Here is a 23,817-nt window from a genome sequence, read left to right on the forward strand (position 1 = left end):
GCTAGGAAAGCATGGCCGCTCAGGTCAGCGGCCAATCCAGGGAGCGATCATAATGCGCCCGCACGCGGGTTGCATGGTCGTCGCTCCACTCCCGGTCCTCCTCGACGGTCGGCGCATTGTCCAGCGCTGTCTTGTCAAGCTTGACCTGGTAGCCCTCCAGCGCGCTGTTGTAGCGCAGCATCGACCAGCGCAGCGGGTAATGCTTTTTATCCATGCCCAGGAACCCGCCAAAGCCGAGCACGGCATAGTCCACGCGCCCCTGCAGCTTATCGATCATCACATCCTCGATCGTGCCGATCCTCTGCTCCGACAGGTCATAGACCGCGGTGCCGGCGACGCGGCTGGCCGAAATGATCGAGCCATGGGTGGGCTGCGTCAGGTCCTTACTGGTGGGCTGTTCGACGGGATGGATCGGCTGTTGTACCGGCGTGGTCATGTGGATCATGCCTCTTTCCTATTCGGGCCGAAGGCGGCCGCTTCGGGTAAAACGCAGGGAAGCCCTTAGGGTTGCGCCCTGACCTGGCCTTCGGCACTCATCCCCCATGGCCTACCTGCTAGCCCTCCTCATCGGCCTTTCATGCGCGCTGCAACTGCCCTGGGTGATGGTGCAGGGCGGCGGCTGGTGGCTGGCGCCGGGCGGCGATGTCGCGCAGTCGATGCTCGGCCATCTCGCCTTCCAGGCCGATGGCTGGCGGTTTCCGCTGTTCCGCATCGCCTCCCTCATGCCGCCGCAGGGCGTCAATGCCCTGCTGCTCGATGCCAATCCGCTGGTCTCTTTGCTGGCCAAGCTCTTGCCGGGTGGGCCGCATAATCTTCTCGGCTGGTGGCTTTTCGCCTGCTTCGCGGCGCAGCCGGTGGCAGCGGCCTATGCCCTGCGCGGGATGGGAGAGCGGCGGATTTTCCCGGCCCTGGCGGTGGCGGCGCTGGCGGCGGCAATGCCCAGCCTGTGGTTCCGCCCGATGCATCCCAATCTCTGCGGACATTTCGTGGTGCTATTGGCGCTGGGCGCCACGCTGCGGCTGCTGCGTGGCCAGCCTGGCTGGGGCATGGCGGTGGCGGTCTTGCTGCTGGGCGCATTCACCCATCCCTATCTGCTGGCCATGGCCGCCGCCCTGCTCTGCGCTGTGCCATTGCAGGCTGCCATCGCGCGGGATTGGCCCGGGCTGCGCCGCGCCGGGCTGGCCCTGGCCCTGGCGCTGGGCGGCACGGCCGGGCTGATGGCCTTGGCGGGATTTTTTGGCGCGGCGGCCGGAGATAGGGGCTTCGGGCGCTTCTCGATGAACCTGCTCTCCCCGCTATTGCCGCAACTCTCGGGGCTATTCGGCGGCGCCATGCTTGATGCCACCGGCGGGCAATATGAGGGTTTCAATTATCTCGGCGCTGGCGTGCTGGTGGTGGTGGCGCTGGCCTGGCACCGGCCGCCGCGCTGGATGGCCGCGCTGCTGGTGGTGCTGATGGGCCTTGTGCTGCTGGCACTGAGTTCGCGCATTTATGCGGGGCCGGTGCTGCTGCTCGATCTCGGCCTGAAGCCCTGGGAGGATATTTTTGGCGCCTTCCGTGCCTCTGGTCGGCTCTTCTGGCCGGTGGGCTATGCGGCGCTGATTCTGGCGATAGCGGCGCTGGCGGCGCGGCTGCGGCCGATGGCTTTTGGCACCTTGTGCATGCTCGCCATCGGCCTGCAATGGCTGGATACCGCGCCCCTGCGTGCCCGCGCCCATGCGATGATGGCCAGCCCCGCTGCCGCCCCACCGCCGCCCGGCTTTGCCGAAGCACTCACCGCCGCCACCAGCCTCACCTTCCTGCCAGCCGCGCCCTGCATCATGGGGGCCGAGCGCGACCTGGCGCAGAGCCTCGCACTTGTGGCGGTGCGGCTGGGCATCGCCGTCTCCAGCGTGCCAGCCGCGCGCATGCCGGCGGGCTTTGGCTGCGAGGCTGCGGCGAGCGATGCGGTGGAAACCCCGCTGCGCCCCGGTGAATTGCGCCTGGTGCTGGAGCACGCGTTCATATCCCGGCTGGATGCCCGCCTGCTGGGTGCCGGTGTGGGCTGCCTCGGCGCGCTGCCCAGGCTCTGCGGCGAGGGGCTCGGCACGCCCCTGCCGGCCAGCCAGCCCCCTGCCATGCCCATCCGTGGCGAGCCATTCGACCCGCGGCCCTTCCAGGCGCATGGCTGGGCCGGGGCCTGGAATGCCGGGCCGCGCAGCACCCTATTGCTGCCCGCCGGCGGCGGCACCCTGGAATTGCGCTTGCGCGGCGTGGCGCTCAATCCCGGCGGCACAAGGGTGGTTTCCGTGCGGGTGAATGACGGCCCAGCCAGCGAATGGCGGCTGGCGGATATGGCCGAGGCCACCCAACGCATCCTGCTGCCCCAGGGGCCCGTGCGCATCACCTTCGATGTGCCACGCCCGGTGGACCCGCAGCGCCGCGGACTGGGCCGGGTTGCACATCGCGTGGGGATGCAGCTTATGTCCGCCCGTTTGATGGATTGAGGGTTTCTCCATGGCATTGCGCATTGGCATTATCGGCATCACCGGCCGTATGGGGCAGCTCCTGGCCCGCGAGGTGGAGGCTGTGGGCGCCATATTGGTGGGCGGCACCATCCGCCCGGGCAGCGCCGCGCAGTCCGGCATCACCATCCTCGCCGATGCCGATGCCCTCTTCGCCGCCAGCGATGCGGTGATCGATTTTTCCCACGCCCATGCCGCCAGCACCCATGCCGCCGCCGCAGCGCGGGCGCAAAAAGCCTTCATCCTGGGCAGCAGCGGGCTCTCCACGGCCGAGGAAGCCGCCGTGGCCGAGGCCGCGCAACACGCCCCCATCGTCTATGCCGCGAATTTCGCCCCGGGCGTGAACATCATGTTCGCCATTGCCGAGCGCATGGCCGCCGCCCTGCCCCCCGAGCAATACGACGCGGAAATCGTGGAGATGCATCACCGCCAGAAGGTGGATGCGCCCTCGGGCACCGCCATTGGCCTGGGCCGGGCCGTGGCGCGCGGGCGCGGCACCACGCTGGAGGCGGCGGGCCGTGAATCCGGCCGCGATGGCCATAACGGCGCGCGTGGCACCGGCACCATCGGCTTTGCCGCCCTGCGGGGCGGCCAGGTGGTGGGCGAGCACACGCTGATCTTCGCCGCAGGCTCCGAGCATATCACCCTCGGCCATCGCAGCTTTGATCGCGCATCCTATGCCGTGGGCGCGGTGCGGGCGGCACATTGGGCCGCCGCCCAGCCTGCAGGGCTCTATGACATGAAGGATGTGCTGGGCATCGGCTGAGCGTCTTCAAGCCTCGCGGCTGCGCAAGGCGGCCCGGAAAATGCGGGAAAACAAAAACCAGAGCCCGTTCAGACCCCGCGCATCACCTCCAGCACGGCATCACCATAGCGCTCCAGCTTGGTCGCACCCACGCCCGGCACCTCGGCGAGTTGGTCCAGACTGCTCGGCATACGGTCGGCGATCTCGGCCAGCGTCCGGTCGTGGAAAATGACATAGGCCGGCACGCCCTGGGCCTTGGCCTCGGATTTGCGCCATTCCCGCAGCGCATCAAAGGCGGGGTTGTCGCTGGTCACCGGGCTTGCGCGTTCGCGGTCACGCGCGGCGGGGCTGCCGGTCTCGATCATATCGGCCCGCATCATCACCGCCGCCTGGCCCTTCAGGATGGGCCGCGCCGCCTCGGTGGGCAGCAATTCACCATGGTTTTCCACCGCAACGTCCAGCGCACCCTGCGCCACCAATTGCCGGGCCACGCCGCGCCAGGTCACATCCGACACATCCTTGCCCACGCCAAAAGTGGGCAATTGGTCATGGCCATGCTGCGCCACCTTGTCGGTCAGCCGGCCGCGCAGCACGTCGATCACATGCCCCACGCCAAAGCGCTGGCCGGTGCGAAGCACCGCAGAGAGCAGCTTTTGCGCCGCCACCGTGCCATCCCACAGCTTGGGCGGATTGGCGCAAACATCGCAGCGGCCGCAATCCTGTTCCAGATCATCACCAAAACAGCGCAGCAAAATCCGCCGCCGGCAGGTTGCCGCCTCGGCAATGGCCACCATGGCCTCAAGCCGCGAACGCTCGATGCGCTTCTGCTCGTCGCTGGCCGGGCTTTCCTGAATGCGGTGGCGGGCGATGGCGATATCGCCCGCGCCATAGAGCAGCAGCGCCTCGGCCGGCAGCCCATCACGCCCCGCGCGGCCAATTTCCTGGTACCAGCTCTCGGGCGAGCGCGGCAGGTCGGTATGCGCCACCCAACGCACATCCGGCCGGTCAATGCCCATGCCGAAGGCGATGGTGGCGCACATCACCACGGCATCGCCGCGGGCGAAGCGGCGGTGATGGGCGCGCTTATCGGCGCCATCCATGCCGGCATGGAAATGCAGCGCATCCAGCCCATCCTTGCGCAGCCATTCGGCGGTCGATTCGGTTTTCGCCCGGCTGCCGCAATAGACAATGCCAGCCCCGCGCCCATCGGAGACGCGGTTAATGAAGCCGCGCAATTGGGCGCGCTCCTGCTCACGCGGCGCCGCGCGGACAAAAATATTCGGCCGGTCGAAGCCGCCGCGAAACACCGGCGCCGCCTCCAACGAAAGCTGGCTGCGGATATCCTCGACGGTGCGGGCATCGGCGGTGGCGGTCAGCGCTAGCCTTGGGACATGGGCAAAACGCTCCGCCAATACCGTAAGCGCGCGGTACTCGGGGCGGAAATGATGCCCCCATTGGCTGACGCAATGCGCCTCATCGATGGCGAAGAGCGCGATATCGCGCCGGGCCAGGCTGTCCAGCGTGCCATCCATGGTCAGCCGCTCGGGCGAGACATAAAGCAGCTTCAGGCTGCCATCGCCCATCTGCCGGCGAATATCGCGCCGGGCCTCATCATCAATATCGGAATGCAAAGCCGCCGCCGCCACGCCCTGCTGGCGCAGCGCCGCCACCTGATCCTCCATCAGCGCGATGAGCGGCGATACAACCACCGCCAGGCCCGGCATGCACAAGGCCGGCACCTGAAAGCAGAGCGACTTGCCGCCGCCGGTGGGCATGAGCACAAGCCCCGAGCCACCGGCCATCACATGCGCCACAATCTCCGCCTGCTGCGGCCGGAACGCCGCGTAACCAAAAACCTGGCGGAGGATTTGTCCCGGTTCGGCGATCACTCGCCGAAGCGGATTTCCACCCGGCGGGATTCCATCTCCATGAACTCGAAGGGCACCGGGCCGCGGGCCACGCTGCGCACGCGGCCGGGTGCCACGCCGGCCTCGATCAAATGATTGGCAACATGCTCGGCCCGGGCGCGGCTGAGCGCCTGATTGAAGCGCCGGCCGCCCTCGGGGTCGGCAAAGCCCAGCACCCGCACCGAGGCTGTGGGGTGGCGGGCGGCGGTGGCGGCGGCAGCGCGCACCAGCGCAACCCCCGATTCTTCCAAGGCCGCGCTGTCGCCCGTGAAGAAAATGATCACCGGCGGCTCGTTTCGGGCATCAAGATCAGGCGTAGCGCAACCGGCCATGGCAAGGGCGAGGGGGGCCAGCAGGATGAGGCGGCGGATCATGCGAATCTCCGGGTTTGTTACCCTCGCAATGCCGAAGCGCTTCCCCCGCGTCAACGTCGACCCTCACCGTGAACAGGCGGCGCCACCCAGAACACAGAATTTCGCGCAATGCTGATGGTTCAGCGCCACAGGGATCGCGGCCTCGGCCAGCGTCGCACCAAGTTCAAAGCGCTGATCATAGGCCAAGAGGGTGCAGGCCAGCACCGCCGGCCGCGCAGCCCCTCGCCGCTTCACCACCATGCGCGAGGAGGCGCACATCAGGCTATCAGGCGATTTGCCCAGGATATCCCAGCAAGCCTCGGTGATTTCGGGCACATCCACCCGGGCATCCATTTCGGGAAAAAGCATCAGCGCCACCGGGTCCATCGGGTCGATCCCAATGCCATGGGCGGCGAAAAGCGCGCCAAACCCTTCTCGCGTGGCGGCATCACCAAAAGCCGCGCGGCCGGCGACGTGAAGATTGAAACCATGCCGGGCCAACCAGACCAGCCCGTCAAGCGCGATGGCAAAGCTGCCTCCGCCGCGCTCCTGGTCATGCAAGGCCGCGTCGAAATGGTCGAGGCTGACGCGCAGGGTCAGCCTATCGCCATAATCGTCGCGCAGGCGCAGCAGCGCTGCCTCGTGCTGGCGCATGGGCTTCATCGCATTGGTCAGCACCAGCGCATGCAGGCCGCGGGCCAATACCGCCTCCAGCATGGGCACCAGGTCGCGGTTCATGAAGGGCTCACCGCCGGTAAACCCCACCTCCTCCAGCGGTTCGCCGCGTGCCGCGGCCTCGTCCAGAAAGGCCAGCACCTCGTCCAAGACGATATAGACCAGCGCATCATTGCGCGGGCTGCTCTCGATATAGCAATTGGTGCAGGTGATATTGCACAAGGTGCCAGTATTCACCCACAGGGTGGTGAGGCCGCCAAACGCCACGGCGGCGCGGCGCTCACCCTTCAGCGTCACTACCGCATCCTCAAACTTGCCAGCTGCCAGTGGCGTGAAGGGGGCATTGTCCAGCGGAGGGGTCATGCAGCGCCTGTTATCTCTGTAGGCTTTGGTTAGCATGGAGACGCCCCATGGTGCCAGCGCCGGGCCTGCTTGCCCCCGCGCCCAAGCAGCGCCACATAGCCATCATGGATATTGCCATCACTCTCAACGGTGAACCCCGTGCCGTTGCCGCCAGCACCGTGGCCGAGCTGCTGCGCGAAATCGGCCTGGACACCCGCAAAGTGGCCGTGGAGCGCAACGAGGAAATCGTCCCGCGCAGCACCTATGCCGATACCCGCCTCGTAGCGGGGGACCAGTTGGAAATCGTGCATTTCATTGGGGGGGGCTGAAGCTCATGGATGATGTCTGGGAAGTCGCCGGTCGCAAATTCACCTCACGGCTGATCGTGGGCACCGGCCGCTATAAATCACTGGAGGAGACCGCCGCCGCCACCGCCGCCAGCGGGGCCGAGATCGTCACCGTCGCCGTGCGGCGGGTGAATATCGGCGATGCCTCAGCGCCCATGCTGCAGGATTTTGTCTCCCCCTCTCAATACACCTATCTGCCCAATACCGCTGGCTGCCACACGGCGAAGGATGCCGTGCGCACGCTGCGCCTGGCGCGTGAGGCGGGGGGGTGGAACCTCGTGAAACTGGAGGTGCTGGGCCCCCCGCCCTACCTCTACCCCGATATGGTCGGCACTTTTGAGGCCGCAGCCGCGCTCATCGCCGATAATTTCGAGGTGATGGTCTATTGTGCCGATGACCCGCTGGCCGCCAAGCGGCTGGAGGAGATGGGCTGCGTCGCCATCATGCCACTCGGCGCGCCCATTGGTTCCGGCATGGGGGTGGTGAACCCCTATATGATCCGCAGCATCAAGCAGAATGCCAAAGTGCCCGTGCTGGTCGATGCCGGCATAGGCACGGCAAGCGACGCAGCCCTGGCCATGGAATTGGGCTGCGATGCGGTGCTGCTCAACAGCGCCATCGCCCATGCGCAGGACCCGGTGATGATGGCTGTCGCCATGAAACATGCGGTGATGGCCGGGCGCGCGGCTTACCTGGCGGGGCGGATGCCAAAGGATTACCGGGCGGATCCCTCCAGCCCGATGACGGGCACTATCTCTTCGGCCAGGCCGCCGGCTTCATAGGCTCCATGGCGGCAAAATCCGGCTCCTCCGCCGCGCCAAAACCCGCAACAGCGATGGAGGCGATATCCAGCGCCCCCTCACGGATCGCAAGCCGCGGCCCATGGGCGGTATCGGCATAAAGCCCCGGATGCGCCTCCATGAAGCGCACCGCCTCGGCCTTCGGCCGCCCCTGGAAACCGGCGATGAAGTGGTGGCCATTGCGCTCGACATGGCGCAGCCCCAGGGCGCTGACCAGGGCGAGGTCCTGCTGCACGCAGAGCCCGGCCAGCGTGGTCAGATCCTCGGCTGACATGAAGTACTGGCCGCCTGCGTCATTCCAGGCGCGGCAGCGCGCGTGGTTCACGAAACTCCGCCAAAACCCCTTGCAGGCCTTGGTGGAAACCCCGGCATAGCCCAGCCCCTTCGCGGTGACGAAGGCCGAGAGGTCGCCATCACTCTCATCGATAATCACCGGCCGCGCCTTCGCCAGCGCCCCCATGGAGGTATCCAGCGCCCGGGCGCGGGCCACCGGCTGCTCAATATAGGCGATGCTGGCGCAGAGCCGGGCCAAGCGCGGCTCCGCCATCATGGAATGCCATAGCGCCAAAGCGCTTTCGCCATCGCCATATTGCTCATTGCCATCGAGGCTTGCCTGATAGGCCTCCCCCGCATCGAGCACCGCCGCAATCTGGCAAAGGCGGTCGATATCTGCCGCCAGATTGCCGCCCACTTTCAGCTTCCACCAGCGATGGCCGTAATGCCGGGCCACCTCTTCGAGGGTTTCGGGCAGCCCGTCATCCACCCGCTCGGTCACATCGGCGGCGGTGATGGGGTCCACCAGCCCCACCGTGTGGCGGGCATGAATACGGCTGGGGGCGGCGATGGGGCCCAGCATGCCGGCCGCATCGAAATCACCCAGATCGGCAATGATGTCATGCGCCGCCATGCCGCCCAGATTGCCGCGCATGGCGGTGTGGAAGGGCAATTCCACCAGCTTGAGCAAGGCATCGAAACAGGCACGGTCGAGCAACGACTGGCCATAAGCCGCAATCAGCGGATTGAGCGCCTCAGCCGCGCAGGCGGCCACATGGGCGGCGTAGCGATTGGCAAAATGCCCCCAGGCGGTGTCTGGGCCATGCGCCAGCCCGGCCTCGCAAGCGATTTCCAGCGCCCGGCGCAGCTGGTCCATGTTATCGGCATCACTCAGCGCCTGGTTCTTATCAAACCACTTCGCCGCCAATGTCTCGGCCGAAACACCCCAACCCTCGCGCCCATCCTCGGTGCGAATGCGCACCCGCACCACCGCCTGCCGCCCATCGCGCACGGTGATGACGCCAAAACGGAAGGGCATGCGGAGCAGAAACGGCCATTCGCGCCGCTCCACGGCCAGAATGGTGAAACGCGGAGCATCCATGATCAAAGCGCCCTGAAGCCGTATTGTCCCAGCGTCTTGAAGGCGAGACGGATGAGAACAAGGGTATTGCCGGCATATTGCTGGTTGGTCGTCGCATCACGCGCGAAGCGACGGACAAAGCTTGTCTCGAGAATAAAACACTCATCCTCATAACCGGCGACGCCTTGAATCAGCACCGGCCGATCCAGATCAAGATCATAGCGCGCCGAAACACCAACCCGCCAATTAGAACCCGAATCGGTGCGGGTGGAGGCGGTAAAGCCGGCCAGCACTTCGTTGCGCGTGCGCACCGGCGTGATGTAGGGCAGCGGCGGTGAATATAAATACCCAGCCTGCAGGCCCAGGCTATCCAGCCCCAGAACATTGCGGAAGCTGGTACTGGCAATGAAATCATTGAAGTTATTCTGGCCGGTCCGGCTGTCCAGCCGCGCCCGGGTGGAGACATTGAGCCAATTGGTGGGCGCCACGGTCAGCCGGCCAACATAATCGCTATTGCGGTTTTCCAGGCCGGAGCCGGCGGCGAAGGTGCTGTCCCTGTGCAGCCGCAGCGACTGGCCGGCCACCGCCTCGATCATGCCGCCATTGGGAAAATTCCAGGCTTGGCGCAGCGCATAATCCACCCGCATGCCGCCTTCCTGCCGGTCACGGCCATTGAAGCGGTTGAGGTTGAACAGCGTGGCATCGGTGAATTCATAATCGATGCTGTCTTCATTCGGGTAACGGCCCTGATAGCCGGTATTGGGCCCACCCACGACCTGCACCCGAGGCTCGATGGTCTGCTGGCCCCATTCACCCCAGTCGCGCACCAGCGGCATGCGCCAATCGGCGGCAGCGCGGAAATTGCCGACTGCGGTCTGGCCATTGGCATCGCTGAAGTAATTCGGGTTGAGCTGCTGGCGGCCGGCATTATAGGCCCGCGCATCGCCCTGCATGCGGAAATTCCACAAGCCGCCCACCGGGTCCACCTCCTCGCGCCGCCAACCCACGCGGGTGGCCAGGCGCTGGTCATAGGCGCCCACCTCGCGGGTGATGGCCAGCAAGCCGGTATCAACCTGCAAAAACCCGCCAAAGACCTTGTCCCGCGGGGCGTATTCGCCATAGGCATTGGGGCCGACGATGGGCAGCGTGCGGTTAGTGTCGCTGGTCCGCAGGCCCTGATAGACGCGGGCATCGAAGCGGGCATAACCCTCGGTGCCCCAAAAACCTTCCAAATAGGCCATGCTGGTCAGCACGCGGCGATATTCGAATTTATAGGTCCGCAGATAGGTGTCGCTTGTGGCGCGATTCACCTCCAGCCCGGTTCGCCAATTCTCATCAAGATGAAACCGCGCACGGGAGAAAATATGGCTGGCCAGGCCTTTCTGCCCGTTATTGTCGTTGCCGTTGAAGTAACCAACACTGCTCTGAATCTGAATATCACCATTGTTGAAACGGCGGCGATAATCGGCTGAAAGATTAGGCGACTGGCGGGTCGCCAGGGTCGTCGTCAGCGTCAGATCCGACTGCTCATCAATCGCCCAGAAATACGGAATCTGAGTGAAAGCACCAAGGAAGCGGGTGCTTCCCGAGGTGGGAAAAATCAGCCCCGAGGAGCGCGGCGATTGCGGATCAGGGTGCGAGAAGAACGGCGCATAGAGCAGCGGCACGCCATAGAACTCCACACGCGCATCGCGATAGGCCACACGCTGCACCTCGGTGTCCTGCGTCGCGGTGCGGGCGCGCACCTGCCACAGCGGCGGCCGGCTGGGGTCGCTCTCGCAAAGGTTGCAGGAGGAATAGACCACGCGGGTGAGGTCGGTGAACGTGGCAGGCTGGGTGCCGGGCGGCGCGCCCTCGGGCACCGGCACCGGGGTGCGGCGGGCGCCATTGGCAACGAGCCTTGCATTGGCCGCGAGCAGCGCCCGCACGCCAGTGAGCACGCCCTCACGAAAGCCTTCGCCCAGTTCGGCCTCTTCGGCGAAGAGAACCTGGCCATCCGCCTCCATGAGCTGGACATTGCCACGCACCGTGGCAATGCCGCTCTGACGGTCATAGATGAAGGTATCGGCACGCAGAATACGCTCATTCTGCCAGGCCTCCACCCTGCCGCGGGCGGTGACGATGCCGCGCTCGCGGTCATACTCCACCTCATCGGCGGTGAAGGTAACGGGGGGATTGTTGCTTGCACCCGGCGCGGCAGAGCGGGCCGCAGCACCCGCAGCAGGGGTTGGAGGCGAGGCCGCGGCTCGTGTTTGCAACGGCGTCGCAACGGTCCCGCCGCGATCCAGCGGCGAGCCCATCGCATTGGGGTCGGCAAAGCTGCGGCCCGTCTGCGCCTCAAGCGGGCCGATCAGGCATAGGCTGAGCAGCCCGGCACCAGGCAGCAGCAGGCGCCGGGCCTTGCCGGCGAGCGACGCAGCAAAGCCGCGCCTCAGCCTGGCACCTGAGCGGAGATGAGCGGCCTTTTTGGGGGGGGTGGGGGCTGCCATAGGTAAAGCTCTACCCATCCTCCTGGTGCAGCAATAGCCCCAGGGCCAGAAGCAATCCCGCAATACAGGGCGCCCAGGCCGCCAGCCAGACCGGCAAGGCGCCGGATTCACCAAATTCCGCCGTCACCTTATCAAGCACGAAGAGGGCAAAACCGGCCGCAACACCCGCCCCCAGCATCCGCGCCACCCCGCCCTGGCGCGAGGGCCGCATCGAAAATCCCGCCGCCAGCAGCGCCATGGCCACGGACAGCGCCGGGAGCGCCAGCAGGGACTGGAATTGCAACCGGTGCCGGATGGCCGAAAAACCCGCCTGTTCCAGAATCGCAATAAAGCCCGGCAGGGCCCAAAAGCTGAGCGTATCCGGCGAGGCGAAGCTGTCCTCGATTCGGTCAGGCGTGAGGTCGGTGGCGAGGATCAGGGTGGTGGGGGGCATGGGCAGGCGGTCCGCCCCGAACAGCACGGCATTTTCCAGCACCCATCGCCCGGGCAAGAGCTGCGCGCGCGGCACCGCAATGCGCTGCAGCGCCCGATCATTGGCCGAAAGCCGCCAGATCGTCACATCCTCAATGCTGAAATCAAGGTTCCGGCGGGAGGAGAGCAACACCGTGGGCCGGCCGGAAATAATCGCCACACCACCAGGCTCCAATTCCCGATCAGCCTGGCGCAACCACAGCCTGCCGCCGGCCAATGCGGTCACCCCGCCACCGGCGCGCAAAAAAGTCGCCTCCAGCCGTTCAGCGCGCGAGAGCATGGCCGATGAGACCGGCGAGATGGCGGTCATGGCGAGGCCGCCAAAGGTCAGCGCCACCACGATCGGCCCCAGCAAAAACCCCCAGGCCGAAACACCGGTGGCGCGCGCCACAATCAGCTCAGAAGAACGCGTCAGCCGCCAAAAGGCCAAAATGCCGCCCAGTAGAATGGCGAAAGGCATGATCTGAATGGAGAGGAAGGGCATCCGCAGCCCGGCGATGGAGGCCACAAGCGCGAAGCTGGCATCGGGGCGGGTCGCCGCCCGGCGCAGCAATTCGATGAAATCAAACAGCGAGACCAGCAGCGTCAGGGTTGTCAGCATCGTGATGCTGGAGAGCAGGAATCGGCGCCCGACATAAAGCGTAAGGGTCTGCGCGAAGGTCATGCCCGTGCCGCCGCCCGCGGAGGAATGCGGCTGCTCCGCCGCCAGCCCGGCATGCCGGACAACACCCAGGCCGAGGCCAATCCGGGCAGAATGGCGTGAATCCAGACCAGGGGAATGAGCGCATTGCTGCGCGCCGCGGCGCTATTGGCGATCAGCCCCACCGCAAGCAGCGCCACCATCAGCGCCGAGCCCATAAACAGCTTCAGCCCGCCGCCAAAGCGCTGGAACTGCCCGGTGAGCGCAACCGCAAGGCCCAGCAGCGCCAGAGAAAACCCCGTCAGCGGGTTGGACATGCGCTGATGCGCCTCAGCCCGGAAGCGCCTGCGGTCACGGATCGAGACCTCGGGCTCGGGGTGGAGAAGGTCGGTCAGGCCGCGCTCCTGGGCATTGCGGAAGCGACTCTGCTCAGCGCGATTGGCGCGCGCCAGGTCCAGGCTATTTTCGCTGAAACTGAGAATATTCAGCCGCATGCCACCTGCTGGGTTGCGTTCAAGCTGTTGGCGCTGGCCGTTTACCAGCGTCACGCGTGGGCCTTCGGGGCCATTGGTGATGCGCCCGGCCTCGGCCAGGATAGTCACCGGCGCGCCACGCTCGCGCGCATCATGCACCAAGATGCCGCGCAGCGTGCCATCCAATTCGCGGGTGCGGGCATAAACGGTGAGATCCTCGCCCACGGTGGAGAAGACCCCTTCCTGCAACAGCAGGCCGGCCATCTGGTTGCGAATTTCAAATTGCCATTCGCGGAAAGAGGCATGGCTGATCGGCACCAGGTAAAGCGTGAGGAAATACCCCACCAGCACCGCCAAACCAGAGACCGCCAGCGCCGGGCGCGACAATTGCCATTGCGACAGGCCCGCCGCACGCATCACCACCAATTCACGGTCCGAGCCCAACCGGACATAGGTGAAGAGCACCACCACAAACGTGGTGATAGGCAGAATCACGGCGAAGAAGCTGGGCAGCAGCAGCGATGTCAGTTCCAGAAACACCCACAGCGACAACCCACGATCCAGCACCAGCTCGATGAAGCGCAGCGACTGCGTCAGCCAGATAAGCGCGGCCAGGCCGATGGTCACCGCCAGCAGCGCGCCACCCAGTTGCCGAAAGATATAGGTGTCGAGGCGCGTGATCACGGCTGGCTTATAGACGGGCTCGCAGCCGCCGGCCAGGAAGGCAGCAATGCATCCTCAACATCGCCCCACCCCGCCATCACGGCAGGACTTTGCCCGGATTCATCAGCCCAAGCGGGTCCAGCGCCGCCTTGATTGCCTGCATGGCAGCGAGTTCGGCCCCGCCACGCCAATCCTCCATCATGTCGGTCTTGAGGCGCCCAATGCCGTGCTCGGCAGAAAAACTGCCGCCATAATCCCGCACGATCTCATTCACGCAATCCATGATGTCATGGCTGCGGGCGAGGAACTCCGCCGCCGCCATACCCGGCGGCTGGGCCAAATTCATGTGGATATTGCCATCACCCAAATGGCCGAAAGGCACCGGCCGGCTGCCAGGAATGAGCTTTTGCAGCGCCTCGGAGCAGCGGCGGATCATCTCCGGCACCGCTGAGACAGGCACCGAAACATCATTCTTGACCGAGGCGCCAGCGCGTTTCTGGCCCTCCGGGTGCTCCTCCCGCAGCTTCCAGATGGCAGCGCGCTGGGCCACCGATTCCGCCAGCGCGGCATCCAGCACCTCGCCCGCCTCCATCGCCGCTTCCAGCACGTTTTCCAGCAAGCCGCGCAGGCCAGCCTGGGGGCGGGAGGAGGCGAGGTCGACCAGCACGTAATGCTGCGCCCGCTCGGCCAATGGCAGGCTCACGCCCGGCACATGGTCCAGCACCAAATGCATAGAGCCTGCGGACATGTATTCAAAGGCGCGCACCGCACCCTCATCCTGGTCACGAAAGCGGCGGAACAGCGCCAATGCCGCGGCTTCATCGGCCACCGCACACAGCGCCACCGCCTCCTCCCGCGGCAGCGGAAACAGGCGCAGGGCAGCGGCGGTGATAAAGCCCAGCGTGCCCTCGGCCCCCACCATGAGGTGGCGCAGCGCATATCCGGTATTGTCCTTGCGCAGCCGGCGCAGCCCGTTCCAGATCGTGCCATCGGGCATCACGCATTCCAGGCCCAGCATCAATTCACGGGCATTGCCATAGCGCACCGTGGTATTGCCGCCGGCATTGGTGGAGAGCACGCCACCAATGGTGGCCGAACCCTCAGCACCCAGCGAGAGCGGGAACAGCGCCCCGGCCTCGCGCGCCACATCCTGCGCGGTTTTCAGCACCAGGCCAGCTTCCACCACCATGGTCATGTCGGTGGTATCAATGCTGCGCACGCGGTTCATGCGGGTGAGGGCAATAACAATCTGCCGCCCGCTCTCATCGGGCGTGGCACCACCCACCATGGAGGTATTGCCGCCCTGAGGCACCATGGGCACCCCCGCCGCCACACAGGCTTTGACGCAGGCCGAAAGCTCCTCGGTGCTGCCCGGCCGCAGCACGGCCAGCGCCGCGCCCTGATAAAGGCTGCGCCAATCCGCCAGCATGGGCGCGGCATCGGCGCCTCTCAGCAGGCCAGCGGGGCCGGTGATGGCCTCCAGGGTTTCCAAAAGCGAGGTGGGGTGCGGGGCTTCGGGCATCCCCCAGCAATCCCGCTTGCGCGCGGCGGGGTCAAGCGGCACCCTGGCCCCATTGCATTCCTGAGGAGGGCGCCATGCGGCAAACCCGCATTCCCTGTGTCATCATGCGCGGCGGTTCCAGCCGCGGCCCTTATTTTCTGGCCTCTGACCTGCCGGCGGATGTGGCGACGCGAGACGCCGTACTCCTCGCCGCCATGGGCAGCCCGCACCAGTTGCAGGTCGATGGCATTGGCGGCGCCAATACCCTGACCAGCAAGGTCGCCATCATCTCGCCCAGTGCCGAGGCGGATGTGGATGTGGATTACCTCTTCGCCCAGGTCGATATCGGCAAGGCCCTCGTCGATACCCGGCCCAATTGCGGCAATATGCTCGCCGGCGTCGGCCCCTTCGCGCTGGAAGCGGGCCTGCTGCCCGCCACCGGTGATGAGACCCTCGTGCGCATCCGCAACAAGAACACCGGCGCCCTGGTCGAGGCGCTGATCCAAACCCCCGGCGGCGAAGTGACCTATGACGGCACGGCGGAAATCCCCGGCGTGAACGGCACCGCCGCCCCCATCATGCTGCGTTTTCGCCAGGTGGCGGGCGCCAAGACCGGCCGACTTTTCCCCACCGGCCTGCGGAGCGATGTAATCGATGGCGTGGAGGTCTCCCTGGTCGATTGCGCCATGCCGATGATGATCCTCCGCGCAGCCGATCTGGGCATATCGGCAGAGGCAGCCCCCACCGAGATCGATGGCGACAAGGCGCTGCTGGCCCGCATCGAGGCCATTCGCATGGAAGCCGGCCACCGCATGGGCTTTGGCGATGTGACCGATAGCGTGGTGCCCAAGGTCGGCCTGGTCGGCCCCACCGATGGGGCAGATTTCGCCGTGCGCTATCTCACGCCACATGCCGTGCATAAGGCCCTGGCGGTGACAGGGGCGATCTGCCTCGCCGCCGCCGCCAAATGCCCCGGCACCACGGTGCATTCCGTGAGCAAGCCGGTGGGCGACATTGCCACTATCCGCCACCCCGGTGGCGTGATCGAGGTGCCGATCGCCATGAATGGCGCCGAGGATGTGGCCTGGGCCGGCATGCAACGCACCGCGCGCCGCATCATGGAGGGCACGCTTCTGGTACCCGGGCGCGTCTGGGCCGGCGACAAGCCCATGGCACTGGCAGCCGAATGATGCGCCGGCGCCATCTTCTCGCCGCGCTGGCACCGCTGCCGGCGCTGGCCCAGCCGGCTTTCCCCACAAGGCCCGTGCGCATCCTCACCGCCTTCGCCGCCGGCGGCGGCACCGATCTCATCGCCCGCACCCTGGCCCAGGCCATGACAGCGCCGCTCGGGCAGAGTGTCATCGTGGAGAACAAGCCCGGCGCCGGCGGCAATCTGGCCACCGACACCGCCGCCCAGGCCCCGGCCGATGGCTATACCATCCTGATGGGCAATCATGGCCCGATGAGCGTGAACCCCACCCTGTTCCGCAATTTGCGCACCAATCCCGAAACGGCGCTGGAGCCGATTGGCCTCGTGGCCGATGCGCCGCTGGTGGTGGTGGTGGGTTCACGCTCGCAGGCGACACATTTCCCGGCGCTGATGGCGGAAATCCGCGCCGCGAATGGCACCATCACATACGGATCGGCCAGCAATGGCTCAGCCAGCCACCTGGCCGCGGCGCTGCTGATGCAAATGACGGGGCTGGAGGCCGAGCATATCCCCTATCGCGGCGCCGCCCCGGCGCTGACCGATGTTGTGAGCGGCACGCTGCATTTCATGATCACCACCTTGCCCTCGGTCACCGGATTGATCGCAGGTGGCCAGGTGCGGGCGCTGGCGGTGACGGGCGAGGCCTCCATCGCCGTGCTGCCCTCCGTGCCGCCAGTGGCGGCCACCGTGCCCGGCTATAAGGCCACGGCCTGGTACGGCATCCTGGTGCGCAGCGGCACACCCGCGCCGATCATGGCCAGGCTGGCCGAGGCCAAGCGCGCCGCCATGGCCGACCCCATGCTGATCAACCGCCTGCGCGAAGAGGGGGCAGAGCCCTCCGCCATGGATGGCCCCGGCTTTGGCCGGCTGATCCGTGAGGAAAGATTGCGCTGGGCCGAGGTGGTCAGGCGGGCCAATATCACCGTCGATTGAAGGCCGGCGCCCTTCCACCAGCTTCGACATATATATCAACGAATTTCCCGGATTCTTGATCAGTATTCAAACCAATAATCGAACGAAGGTGCAGGAAACTGAGTTTCTTGCCGGGGTGGTCGAGGGGCAAAGCCCCTCGACCTTACCCCCCCTCACCCTTCATTTCTCCCCAGCCACAAGCCAATCATCACCCCAGCGCATACACGCCAAGCCCGATGATGCCACCGGCCAGCAGCACGAAAAGCGGGCTGCGGTCGCTGCGCCAGATGAACAGCGCGCTGCCCGCCGTGATGAAGGGTGCGAGCGTAAAAAATGCCGCCGCCTCGCCCAGGATAAAGCCCGAGGCGCCCATCAGGCCCAGCGCCAGCGGCACCAGCCCGGCCTGGGCCGGCTTGATCCACCAGGCACCCTTCAGCGCCTCCAGCCAGCCCGCCACCGTCCAGGCCAGGCAGGCCGCAGGGGTGAGAATGCCAATGGTGGCCAGCGCCATACCGCCCCAGCCGCCAATCGCCATGCCCATCACGCTGGCAGACAGGATATTCGGCCCCGGCGCCGCCTGGGCCAGCGCATAAAGCTGCGAGAAGGTGGCGTCATCCATCCAGCCACGGCTCTCGACCAGAATGCGATGCATCTCCGGCGAAAGCGCATTGGCGCCGCCCACCGCCAGCAGCGACAGCATCGCGAAGGTGGACAGGATATCGAGCGGCGAAGGGCTCATCTCGGTGCCCTCGCAGCAAAGGCCCGGCGCAGCGACATCCCCACACAGATCGGCGCGAAAACCAGAATGATCCACGGCAATGGCACCCGCCAGAAAGCCGCCAGCGCCGCGATCACCAGGATAGCAAGAATCTGCTCAGGCGGCGGCTTCAGCCGAAACCCTGATTTCAGCGCCGCCCCCAGCGCCATCCCCGCCGCCGCCGCCGCCACCCCCTTCATGAAGGCGCCGATCCAGGGGTTCTGGCCAAATTCCTGCCAGACCACCACCAGCCCCAGCACGACGCAAAGCGGCAGCAGAAAGAACCCGCCCACCGCCGCCAGGCTGCCCATCAGCCCATGGCAGCGCCGGCCATACATCACCGCGAAATTGCCGATATTCGGCCCGGGCAACACCTGGGACAGGCCCAGCAACTCGGCATATTCGCGCTCCGTCATCCAACCGCGACTATCCACCAGCACCTGACGCGCCCAGGCCACGGCGCCGCCAAAGGCAAGGCCGCCGATTTGCAGAAAGCCCATGAAGAGTTCGCCAGGGCTGGGGGTGCGGGATTCACTCATGGCCCAAGCCAAGGCGCTCGCCGCCCCGCTGTCCAGCCCCCTATCGTGGCGCCGCCGCGCGCATCAGCCGGTCATTGATCGCAGCGCCCAGCCCCTCATCAGGCACGGCCTGGGCGGCAATGCCGCGCAGCCCCAACCGCGCCCCCTCGGCATCCAGCCAGCGCAAACCGCTGAACAGCCGGGCCGCCGCTTCCACCGCATCGCCACCCTGGGAAAGGTTCCAGGTGATCGCCGCCCCCGGCAGCGCCGGGCCAAAGGCCAACAAAGCCTCATCGCCGCGCACTTCGCCCGCCGCCAGCCGCAGCGGCAGGGAGGGCGCGTAATGCGACAGCATCATCCCCGGGCTGCGCAAGGTGGGCGCCGGTCCGGCATTGATCGGCAAGGCCACGCCCACCGGACCGATCACCGCCTCAATCGCAGCCCGCGGCACCCCCCCCGGCCGCAGCAAGACCGCGCCCGCGCCGGAAAGATCCAGCACCGTGCTCTCCACCCCCACCGCACAGGGGCCGCCATCCAGCACAGCGGCGATGCGGCCCGAAAGCTCCTCCATCACATGCGCCGCCGTGGTCGGGCTGACCCGGCCCGAGCGATTGGCCGAGGGTGCCGCCACCGGCAGCCCCGCCGCGCGCAGCAGGGCCGCCGCACCGGGATGCGCCGGCACCCGCACCGCCAAAGTGTCCAACCCGGCCCCAGCAAGCAGGTCCACCCGGCTGCGCGGGTGGCGCGGCAGCACCATGGTCAGCGGCCCAGGCCAGAAGGCGGCGGCCAGGGCGCGCGCCCGCGCATCGGGGATGATTTCGGCGAAAGCCGCCTCAGCCTCGGCGAAATGGCAGATCAGCGGGTTGAAATGCGGCCGGCCCTTGGCCGCGAAAATCCCCGCCACCGCGGCCCCATTGCGCGCATCGCCGCCCAGCCCATAGACCGTCTCGGTGGCAAAGGCGACGAGCCCACCCGCCCGCAGCAGCGCCGCGGCGGCCTCGGGGTCGGTCATCAGTTGGGTCAATCGGCACCCCAAGCGATAAAGCCGGCATTTTTGAAATCCGGCTTGCCATAGGCTAGGCGCGCGCCGGCCATATCGGTCACCCGCCCGCCAGCCGCCTCCACCACCGCCTGGCCCGCCGCACTGTCCCATTCCATCGTGGTGCCGGGGCGCGGAATCACATCGGCCAACCCCTCGGCAAGAACGGCGAATTTCATCGCCGAGCCCATATGCCGGGTCTCGGCCAGGGCATGGCCTGCGAGAATACGCTCCACCCGCGCCGGGTTGGGATGGCTGCGGCTATCCAGCACCGTCAGCCCAGCCTGCGGCCGCCGCCGGGCGCTGATCGGCCGGTGGATGCCATCATGGCGTTTCCAGGCCACCCCTTCGGTCACCAACCCGCCCACCACGCTGCCCTCCACCGGCAGGGCGATCACGCCCAGCCGCGGAAAACCATCCTCGATCAACCCGATGCACACCACGAATTCATCAATGCCCTTGGCGAATTCCTTGGTGCCATCCAAGGGATCAACCAGCCAATAGCGGGCGCTGGGCTGCATCGCGGCGCCGGCCGCCATCATCTCCTCGGCCACCACCGGAATGCCGGTCTCGCGCAAACCCTCGATGATAATCGCCTCGGCGATGGTGTCGGCCACGGTCACCGGGCTCGCATCCGATTTGCGCTCGACCACAAAACCCTGTGCGCGCACGGCCATGATGGCCTGGCCCGCCGCCTCGGCGAGGCGCGCTGCGATGTCGATCAGGTCCTGCGGCGTGTGCATCTCCTCTCGATGCCCATCTGGCGGGGGATGCGCAAGGGAACGCATCGGCTTAATGTGCCTCCAGCGAATTTTGTGATGGATAACACAATGCCCGAGATTTCCTTCGTCAAGGCAGCCCTGCCCAAGGCCGGCGCTGTGGTGGTGCTGATGGCTGAGGGGGGTGAACCCTCGGCGCTGCATCTCGCCCTCGATGCGGCCAGCGGCGGCGCCGTGGCGCGCGGGCTGGAGGCGGCGGGCTTCAAGGGCAGCAAGGGCCAATCCGCCACCATCTGGGCGCCGGCCCCGGGCATCACCAAGCTGGTCGCCTTGGGCATGGGCCCGGCCGCCGCACTCACGCCCGATTCGGCCGAGGCGGTGGGCGGCGCCGCCTACCCCCTGATCCGGGCCGAAAAGGATGTGCTGCTCGCCGCCGATGGCATCGAAATGCCGGTGGCGCTGCGCGTCGCCCTCGGCGTGAAACTGCGCAGCTACCGCTTCGACCTCTACCGCACCACCCAAAAACCCGATGATCTGCCCAAGCTGGCCCGCCTCGCGGTGGCGCTGGCCGAACCGACGGCAGCGCGCGCCGCCTATGCCCCCTTCCGCGCGGTGGCCGAGGGCGTCTTCCTCTCGCGCGATCTGGTCAGCGAGCCGCCGAATGTGCTCCACCCGGTCGAAATGGCCGAGCGCTGCCGTGGGCTGGAGGCGCTGGGCGTCACCGTTGAAATCCTCGGCCTTAAGGAAATGAAGAAGCTGGGCTTCGGCGCCCTGCTCGGCGTCGCCATGGGCTCGGCCATCGAGCCGCGCATGGTGGTGATGAAGTGGAATGGCAGCAAGAAGAAGACCGAAAAGCCGATTTGCTTCATCGGCAAGGGCGTCACCTTCGACACCGGCGGCATCTCCATCAAACCCGCCGGCGGCATGGAAGACATGAAGTGGGACATGGCGGGCGCGGGCACCGTGGTGGGGCTGATGGCAGCCCTTGCCGGCCGCAAGGCGCGGGTGAATGTCGTGGGCCTCGTGGGCCTGGTGGAAAATATGCCCTCCGGCACCGCCCAGCGCCCGGGCGATGTGGTCAAGACCGCCTCCGGCCAGACGGTGGAGGTGATCAACACCGATGCCGAAGGCCGCCTCGTGCTCGCCGATGTTATCCACTACGCCATCACCAAGCATGATCCGAAATGGATGATCGACCTCGCCACCCTGACCGGCGCGATCATCGTCGCCCTCGGCCATGAGCATGCCGGGCTGTTCAGCAATGACGACACGCTGGCCGCCCAGGTGGAAGCCGCCGGCCGCGCCACCGGCGAATTGTGCTGGCGCCTGCCGCTCTCGGATGCCTATGACAAGCAGATCAAGTCCGACATCGCCGATATGAAGAATGTCGGCACAAGGGCGGGTGGGTCGATCACCGCGGCGCAATTCATCCAGCGCTTCGTGCAGGGCCGCCCCTGGGTGCATCTGGACATCGCCGGCACCGCCTGGTCGGCAAAGGACCTGCCCACCACGCCCAAGGGCGCCACCGCCTTCGGCGTGCGGCTGCTCGACCGGCTGGTGGCGGATCATTTCGAGGGCTGAGGCCATGTTGCCCGTCGCGGTGCGGTTTCAGGCCGCGCCGGGCAATGCGCCAAACCGCGCCGGCCCAGAACTGCAGGATGGTTTTGACGCCCAGGGTCAGACCATCAGGCTCGACCTCACCCAGGGGCCACAGGCGGCAGGCGCCCTGGCCTGGGCAGCCCTGGCCGAGGGCCGGCACGCGCTTGATATCGACGCAAGTGGCTTGGCCGATCCGGTGGCGCTGGCCGCCGGGGCGACCCTGCGCGCCTGGTCGCCCCGCCCCGCCCCGCGCGGCACGCTGAGCATAATATGCGACGCCCCGCGCCTGGCTGCCCGGCTCTGGGCCAAAACCTGGCCCTGCATCGCCGGCAATCTCTTCGCCCGCAGCCTCGTGGTGCGCCCGGCCAATGACCTCACACCCGCCGCCTTCGTCCAGGCGCTGCAAACCCTCTCCCGCCATGGGCTGCAGGTGACGGTGCATGACCGCGCCTGGCTGGCAGATCATGGCTATGGCGCCCTCAGCGCCGTCGGCAGGGCGGCGAAGAGCGGCCCCTACCTCGTCACCCTGCATTGGCCGGGTGAGGGCCCGCCCATCGCCCTGGTGGGCAAGGGGCTATGCTTCGACACTGGCGGCATTTCCATCAAGCCAGCGGGTGGGATGGAAGCGATGCGCGCCGATATGGCCGGGGCCGCCGCCTGCGCCGGCGCCATGCTGACCCTGGCGCTGGGCCGCACCCCGCGCGCAGCCGTGGCCGTGCTCGCCATCGCCGAAAACACCACCAGTGCCGATAGCTACCGCCCCAGCGACGTCCTGCACACCGCCAAGGGCCTGACCGTGGAGGTGGTGGACACCGATGCCGAGGGCCGCCTCGCCCTCGCCGATGCCCTGCACCATGCCATCACCCGGCACAGCCCGCGCGCGGTGCTGGATGCGGCAACGCTCACAGGCTCCATCGTCACCGCGCTCGGCCATCATCATGGCGGCCTGTTCAGCAATGATGCGAGGCTGCAAAGCGCCACCCTCGCCGCCGGCCGCGCCGAGGGCGAACCCCTCTGGCCCATGCCGATCGGCGAGCGGCACCGCGAGGATCTCAAAAGCGCCATCGCCGATCTCCGGCAATGCATGCCCGCTGGCCTTGGGCGCCAGCCCGATGCCTGCCACGCCGCCGCCTTCCTGCGCGAATTCGTCGGCACCACGCCCTGGGCGCATCTGGACATCGCCGGCATGGACCTGGCCGAGGCCGACGACCCGCTGGCCGCCAAGGGCATGCCGACCGGCTTCGGCGCCCGGCTATTCGCCCGGCTTATTCAAGAATATTGACCCGCGCCGCCGCCTGGCAGGCAAACAGCCCCGGCGGCGAAATTCCTCACCCGCGAAAACCCCAGCCAGCCAAGGTGTCAGATCCTCCCTCGCATCCAGCTCCTGCGCCGCAAGGCTGACGGTGAGCGCCGGCACATCCATCGCGCCAGGATGCTGGAAAAAAGCCCCCTATAGCCAAGCCGTGACCATGGGCGCGAGTTCGGGCTGCTCAGACATGCCAACAATGCTCACGGCCGCCAGGCGCGATGATAAGGGTGGCCCTCGCGAATGCACTGCGCCCGGAACAATTGCTCAGCCAGCAAGCCGCGCACCAGAAAATGCGGCCAGGTCAGCGGCCCGAGCGAAAGCCGCGCCTCGGCCCGCGCCAGCACGGCAGGGTCCAGCCCCTCGGCGCCGCCAATCGCAAAGGCCAGCGGCCGGGCCGCTTCCATCCACCGCGTGGTCAGCGCCGCCAGCGCCTCGGAGGTGGGCGCAGCCCCGCCCAGATCCATCGCCACCAGCAATGCACCGGCCGGCA

20 protein-coding genes and 1 pseudogene are annotated in these 23,817 nt (G+C 66.9%); 7 read left to right on the forward strand and 14 right to left on the reverse strand.

The features are described 5' to 3' along the window. Positions 1 to 19: 19 nt before the first annotated feature. Positions 20 to 445 (reverse strand): PRC-barrel domain-containing protein, encoded by a 426-nt coding sequence (locus ABWP84_RS13325; protein WP_353212529.1) that lies wholly within the window; start codon positions 443 to 445, stop codon positions 20 to 22. Between the two features lie 97 nt (positions 446 to 542). Between ABWP84_RS13325 and ABWP84_RS13330 the strand changes: the two genes are divergently transcribed. Then, positions 543 to 2,486: a DUF6311 domain-containing protein gene (locus ABWP84_RS13330; RefSeq protein ID WP_353212530.1), complete on the forward strand. Its 1,944-nt coding sequence runs from the start codon at positions 543 to 545 to the stop codon at positions 2,484 to 2,486. 10 nt (positions 2,487 to 2,496) lie between these two features. Next, positions 2,497 to 3,270 (forward strand): 4-hydroxy-tetrahydrodipicolinate reductase, encoded by a 774-nt coding sequence (dapB, locus tag ABWP84_RS13335; RefSeq protein WP_353212531.1) that lies wholly within the window; start codon positions 2,497 to 2,499, stop codon positions 3,268 to 3,270. Positions 3,271 to 3,338: 68 nt separating this feature from the next. Here the strand turns inward: dapB and recQ are convergent, their stop codons facing one another. The 3 genes from recQ to ABWP84_RS13350 all read right to left on the reverse strand — a co-directional run bounded on the left by recQ (position 3,339) and on the right by ABWP84_RS13350 (position 6,547). Next, positions 3,339 to 5,138: a DNA helicase RecQ gene (gene recQ / locus ABWP84_RS13340; RefSeq protein WP_353212532.1), complete on the reverse strand. Its 1,800-nt coding sequence runs from the start codon at positions 5,136 to 5,138 to the stop codon at positions 3,339 to 3,341. Continuing rightward, positions 5,135 to 5,530 carry an OmpA family protein gene (locus tag ABWP84_RS13345; protein WP_353212533.1) on the reverse strand — a complete coding sequence of 132 codons (396 nt, stop codon included), beginning with the start codon at positions 5,528 to 5,530 and terminating at the stop codon, positions 5,135 to 5,137. Before ABWP84_RS13345 ends, recQ begins: the two co-directional genes overlap by 4 nt. Positions 5,531 to 5,593: 63 nt before the next feature. Next, positions 5,594 to 6,547: a radical SAM protein gene (locus ABWP84_RS13350; RefSeq protein WP_353212534.1), complete on the reverse strand. Its 954-nt coding sequence runs from the start codon at positions 6,545 to 6,547 to the stop codon at positions 5,594 to 5,596. 104 nt (positions 6,548 to 6,651) lie between these two features. On the opposite strand from ABWP84_RS13350, the pseudogene thiS reads away from it, so the two are divergent. Next, positions 6,652 to 7,655: pseudogene (thiS, locus tag ABWP84_RS13355) on the forward strand (sulfur carrier protein ThiS). On the opposite strand, the gene ABWP84_RS13360 reads toward thiS, so the two are convergent. From ABWP84_RS13360 to ABWP84_RS13380, 5 genes are all read right to left on the reverse strand, one after another. Further along, positions 7,624 to 9,048 (reverse strand): mandelate racemase, encoded by a 1,425-nt coding sequence (locus tag ABWP84_RS13360; protein ID WP_353212535.1) that lies wholly within the window; start codon positions 9,046 to 9,048, stop codon positions 7,624 to 7,626. The pseudogene thiS and the gene ABWP84_RS13360 overlap by 32 nt on opposite strands. 2 nt (positions 9,049 to 9,050) lie before the next feature. Continuing rightward, the gene (locus ABWP84_RS13365; RefSeq protein ID WP_353212536.1) at positions 9,051 to 11,516 is read right to left on the reverse strand and encodes an LPS assembly protein LptD; all 2,466 of its coding nucleotides are present in this window, start codon (positions 11,514 to 11,516) and stop codon (positions 9,051 to 9,053) included. Positions 11,517 to 11,526: 10 nt separating this feature from the next. Beyond that, a complete protein-coding gene (gene lptG / locus ABWP84_RS13370) occupies positions 11,527 to 12,651 on the reverse strand; it encodes an LPS export ABC transporter permease LptG (RefSeq protein WP_353212537.1) in 1,125 nt (374 codons plus the stop codon). Then, the gene (gene lptF, locus ABWP84_RS13375; protein ID WP_353212538.1) at positions 12,648 to 13,784 is read right to left on the reverse strand and encodes an LPS export ABC transporter permease LptF; all 1,137 of its coding nucleotides are present in this window, start codon (positions 13,782 to 13,784) and stop codon (positions 12,648 to 12,650) included. The genes lptG and lptF overlap by 4 nt, the downstream gene beginning before the upstream one ends. A 76-nt stretch (positions 13,785 to 13,860) precedes the next feature. After that, a complete protein-coding gene (locus ABWP84_RS13380; RefSeq protein WP_353212539.1) occupies positions 13,861 to 15,285 on the reverse strand; it encodes an FAD-binding oxidoreductase in 1,425 nt (474 codons plus the stop codon). Between the two features lie 74 nt (positions 15,286 to 15,359). Here ABWP84_RS13380 and ABWP84_RS13385 point away from each other — a divergent pair, with 74 nt between their 5' ends. After that, positions 15,360 to 16,454 (forward strand): 4-oxalomesaconate tautomerase, encoded by a 1,095-nt coding sequence (locus ABWP84_RS13385; RefSeq protein ID WP_353212540.1) that lies wholly within the window; start codon positions 15,360 to 15,362, stop codon positions 16,452 to 16,454. Beyond that, complete coding sequence (locus ABWP84_RS13390; RefSeq protein ID WP_353212541.1) at positions 16,451 to 17,407, forward strand: tripartite tricarboxylate transporter substrate binding protein; 957 nt, start codon at positions 16,451 to 16,453, stop codon at positions 17,405 to 17,407. The genes ABWP84_RS13385 and ABWP84_RS13390 overlap by 4 nt, the downstream gene beginning before the upstream one ends. A gap of 187 nt (positions 17,408 to 17,594) precedes the next feature. On the opposite strand, the gene ABWP84_RS13395 is transcribed toward ABWP84_RS13390, so the two are convergent. From ABWP84_RS13395 to ABWP84_RS13410, 4 genes are read right to left on the reverse strand one after another with little or no spacing between them, the layout of a single operon-like run. Next, positions 17,595 to 18,125, reverse strand: a complete 531-nt coding sequence (locus tag ABWP84_RS13395; RefSeq protein WP_353212542.1) for a chromate transporter — start codon at positions 18,123 to 18,125, stop codon at positions 17,595 to 17,597. Further along, on the reverse strand, positions 18,122 to 18,682 hold the full coding sequence (locus ABWP84_RS13400) for a chromate transporter (protein ID WP_353212543.1): 561 nt from the start codon (positions 18,680 to 18,682) through the stop codon (positions 18,122 to 18,124). Before ABWP84_RS13400 ends, ABWP84_RS13395 begins: the two co-directional genes overlap by 4 nt. A 40-nt stretch (positions 18,683 to 18,722) precedes the next feature. After that, complete coding sequence (locus ABWP84_RS13405) at positions 18,723 to 19,673, reverse strand: L-threonylcarbamoyladenylate synthase (protein WP_353212544.1); 951 nt, start codon at positions 19,671 to 19,673, stop codon at positions 18,723 to 18,725. A gap of 8 nt (positions 19,674 to 19,681) precedes the next feature. Beyond that, positions 19,682 to 20,443 (reverse strand): 3'(2'),5'-bisphosphate nucleotidase CysQ, encoded by a 762-nt coding sequence (locus ABWP84_RS13410; RefSeq protein WP_353212545.1) that lies wholly within the window; start codon positions 20,441 to 20,443, stop codon positions 19,682 to 19,684. A gap of 87 nt (positions 20,444 to 20,530) precedes the next feature. Between ABWP84_RS13410 and ABWP84_RS13415 the strand changes: the two genes are divergently transcribed. Both ABWP84_RS13415 and ABWP84_RS13420 read left to right on the forward strand, forming a co-directional pair. Continuing rightward, positions 20,531 to 22,000 (forward strand): leucyl aminopeptidase, encoded by a 1,470-nt coding sequence (locus ABWP84_RS13415; protein ID WP_353212546.1) that lies wholly within the window; start codon positions 20,531 to 20,533, stop codon positions 21,998 to 22,000. Between the two features lie 4 nt (positions 22,001 to 22,004). Continuing rightward, positions 22,005 to 23,300 carry a M17 family metallopeptidase gene (locus ABWP84_RS13420; protein ID WP_353212547.1) on the forward strand — a complete coding sequence of 432 codons (1,296 nt, stop codon included), beginning with the start codon at positions 22,005 to 22,007 and terminating at the stop codon, positions 23,298 to 23,300. Positions 23,301 to 23,527: 227 nt separating this feature from the next. On the opposite strand, the gene ABWP84_RS13425 is transcribed toward ABWP84_RS13420, so the two are convergent. Further along, on the reverse strand, positions 23,528 to 23,817 hold a 290-nt coding region (locus ABWP84_RS13425), incomplete at its 5' end, for a 23S rRNA (pseudouridine(1915)-N(3))-methyltransferase RlmH (protein WP_353212548.1).

This window comes from Rhodovarius sp. (genome assembly GCF_040399605.1).
Taxonomy (GTDB): Bacteria; Pseudomonadota; Alphaproteobacteria; order Acetobacterales; family Acetobacteraceae; genus Rhodovarius; species Rhodovarius crocodyli_A.

Coding starts and splice junctions, on each gene's coding strand:
- ABWP84_RS13325 (WP_353212529.1), bottom strand. CDS start 445: ATGATCCACATGACCACGCCGGTACAACAGCCGATCCATCCCGTCGAA.
- ABWP84_RS13330 (WP_353212530.1), top strand. CDS start 543: ATGGCCTACCTGCTAGCCCTCCTCATCGGCCTTTCATGCGCGCTGCAA.
- dapB (WP_353212531.1), top strand. CDS start 2,497: ATGGCATTGCGCATTGGCATTATCGGCATCACCGGCCGTATGGGGCAG.
- ABWP84_RS13345 (WP_353212533.1), bottom strand. CDS start 5,530: ATGATCCGCCGCCTCATCCTGCTGGCCCCCCTCGCCCTTGCCATGGCC.
- ABWP84_RS13350 (WP_353212534.1), bottom strand. CDS start 6,547: ATGACCCCTCCGCTGGACAATGCCCCCTTCACGCCACTGGCAGCTGGC.
- ABWP84_RS13360 (WP_353212535.1), bottom strand. CDS start 9,048: ATGGATGCTCCGCGTTTCACCATTCTGGCCGTGGAGCGGCGCGAATGG.
- ABWP84_RS13365 (WP_353212536.1), bottom strand. CDS start 11,516: ATGGCAGCCCCCACCCCCCCCAAAAAGGCCGCTCATCTCCGCTCAGGT.
- lptG (WP_353212537.1), bottom strand. CDS start 12,651: ATGACCTTCGCGCAGACCCTTACGCTTTATGTCGGGCGCCGATTCCTG.
- ABWP84_RS13380 (WP_353212539.1), bottom strand. CDS start 15,285: ATGCCCGAAGCCCCGCACCCCACCTCGCTTTTGGAAACCCTGGAGGCC.
- ABWP84_RS13385 (WP_353212540.1), top strand. CDS start 15,360: ATGCGGCAAACCCGCATTCCCTGTGTCATCATGCGCGGCGGTTCCAGC.
- ABWP84_RS13390 (WP_353212541.1), top strand. CDS start 16,451: ATGATGCGCCGGCGCCATCTTCTCGCCGCGCTGGCACCGCTGCCGGCG.
- ABWP84_RS13395 (WP_353212542.1), bottom strand. CDS start 18,125: ATGAGCCCTTCGCCGCTCGATATCCTGTCCACCTTCGCGATGCTGTCG.
- ABWP84_RS13400 (WP_353212543.1), bottom strand. CDS start 18,682: ATGAGTGAATCCCGCACCCCCAGCCCTGGCGAACTCTTCATGGGCTTT.
- ABWP84_RS13405 (WP_353212544.1), bottom strand. CDS start 19,673: ATGACCGACCCCGAGGCCGCCGCGGCGCTGCTGCGGGCGGGTGGGCTC.
- ABWP84_RS13410 (WP_353212545.1), bottom strand. CDS start 20,443: ATGCACACGCCGCAGGACCTGATCGACATCGCAGCGCGCCTCGCCGAG.
- ABWP84_RS13415 (WP_353212546.1), top strand. CDS start 20,531: ATGCCCGAGATTTCCTTCGTCAAGGCAGCCCTGCCCAAGGCCGGCGCT.
- ABWP84_RS13420 (WP_353212547.1), top strand. CDS start 22,005: ATGTTGCCCGTCGCGGTGCGGTTTCAGGCCGCGCCGGGCAATGCGCCA.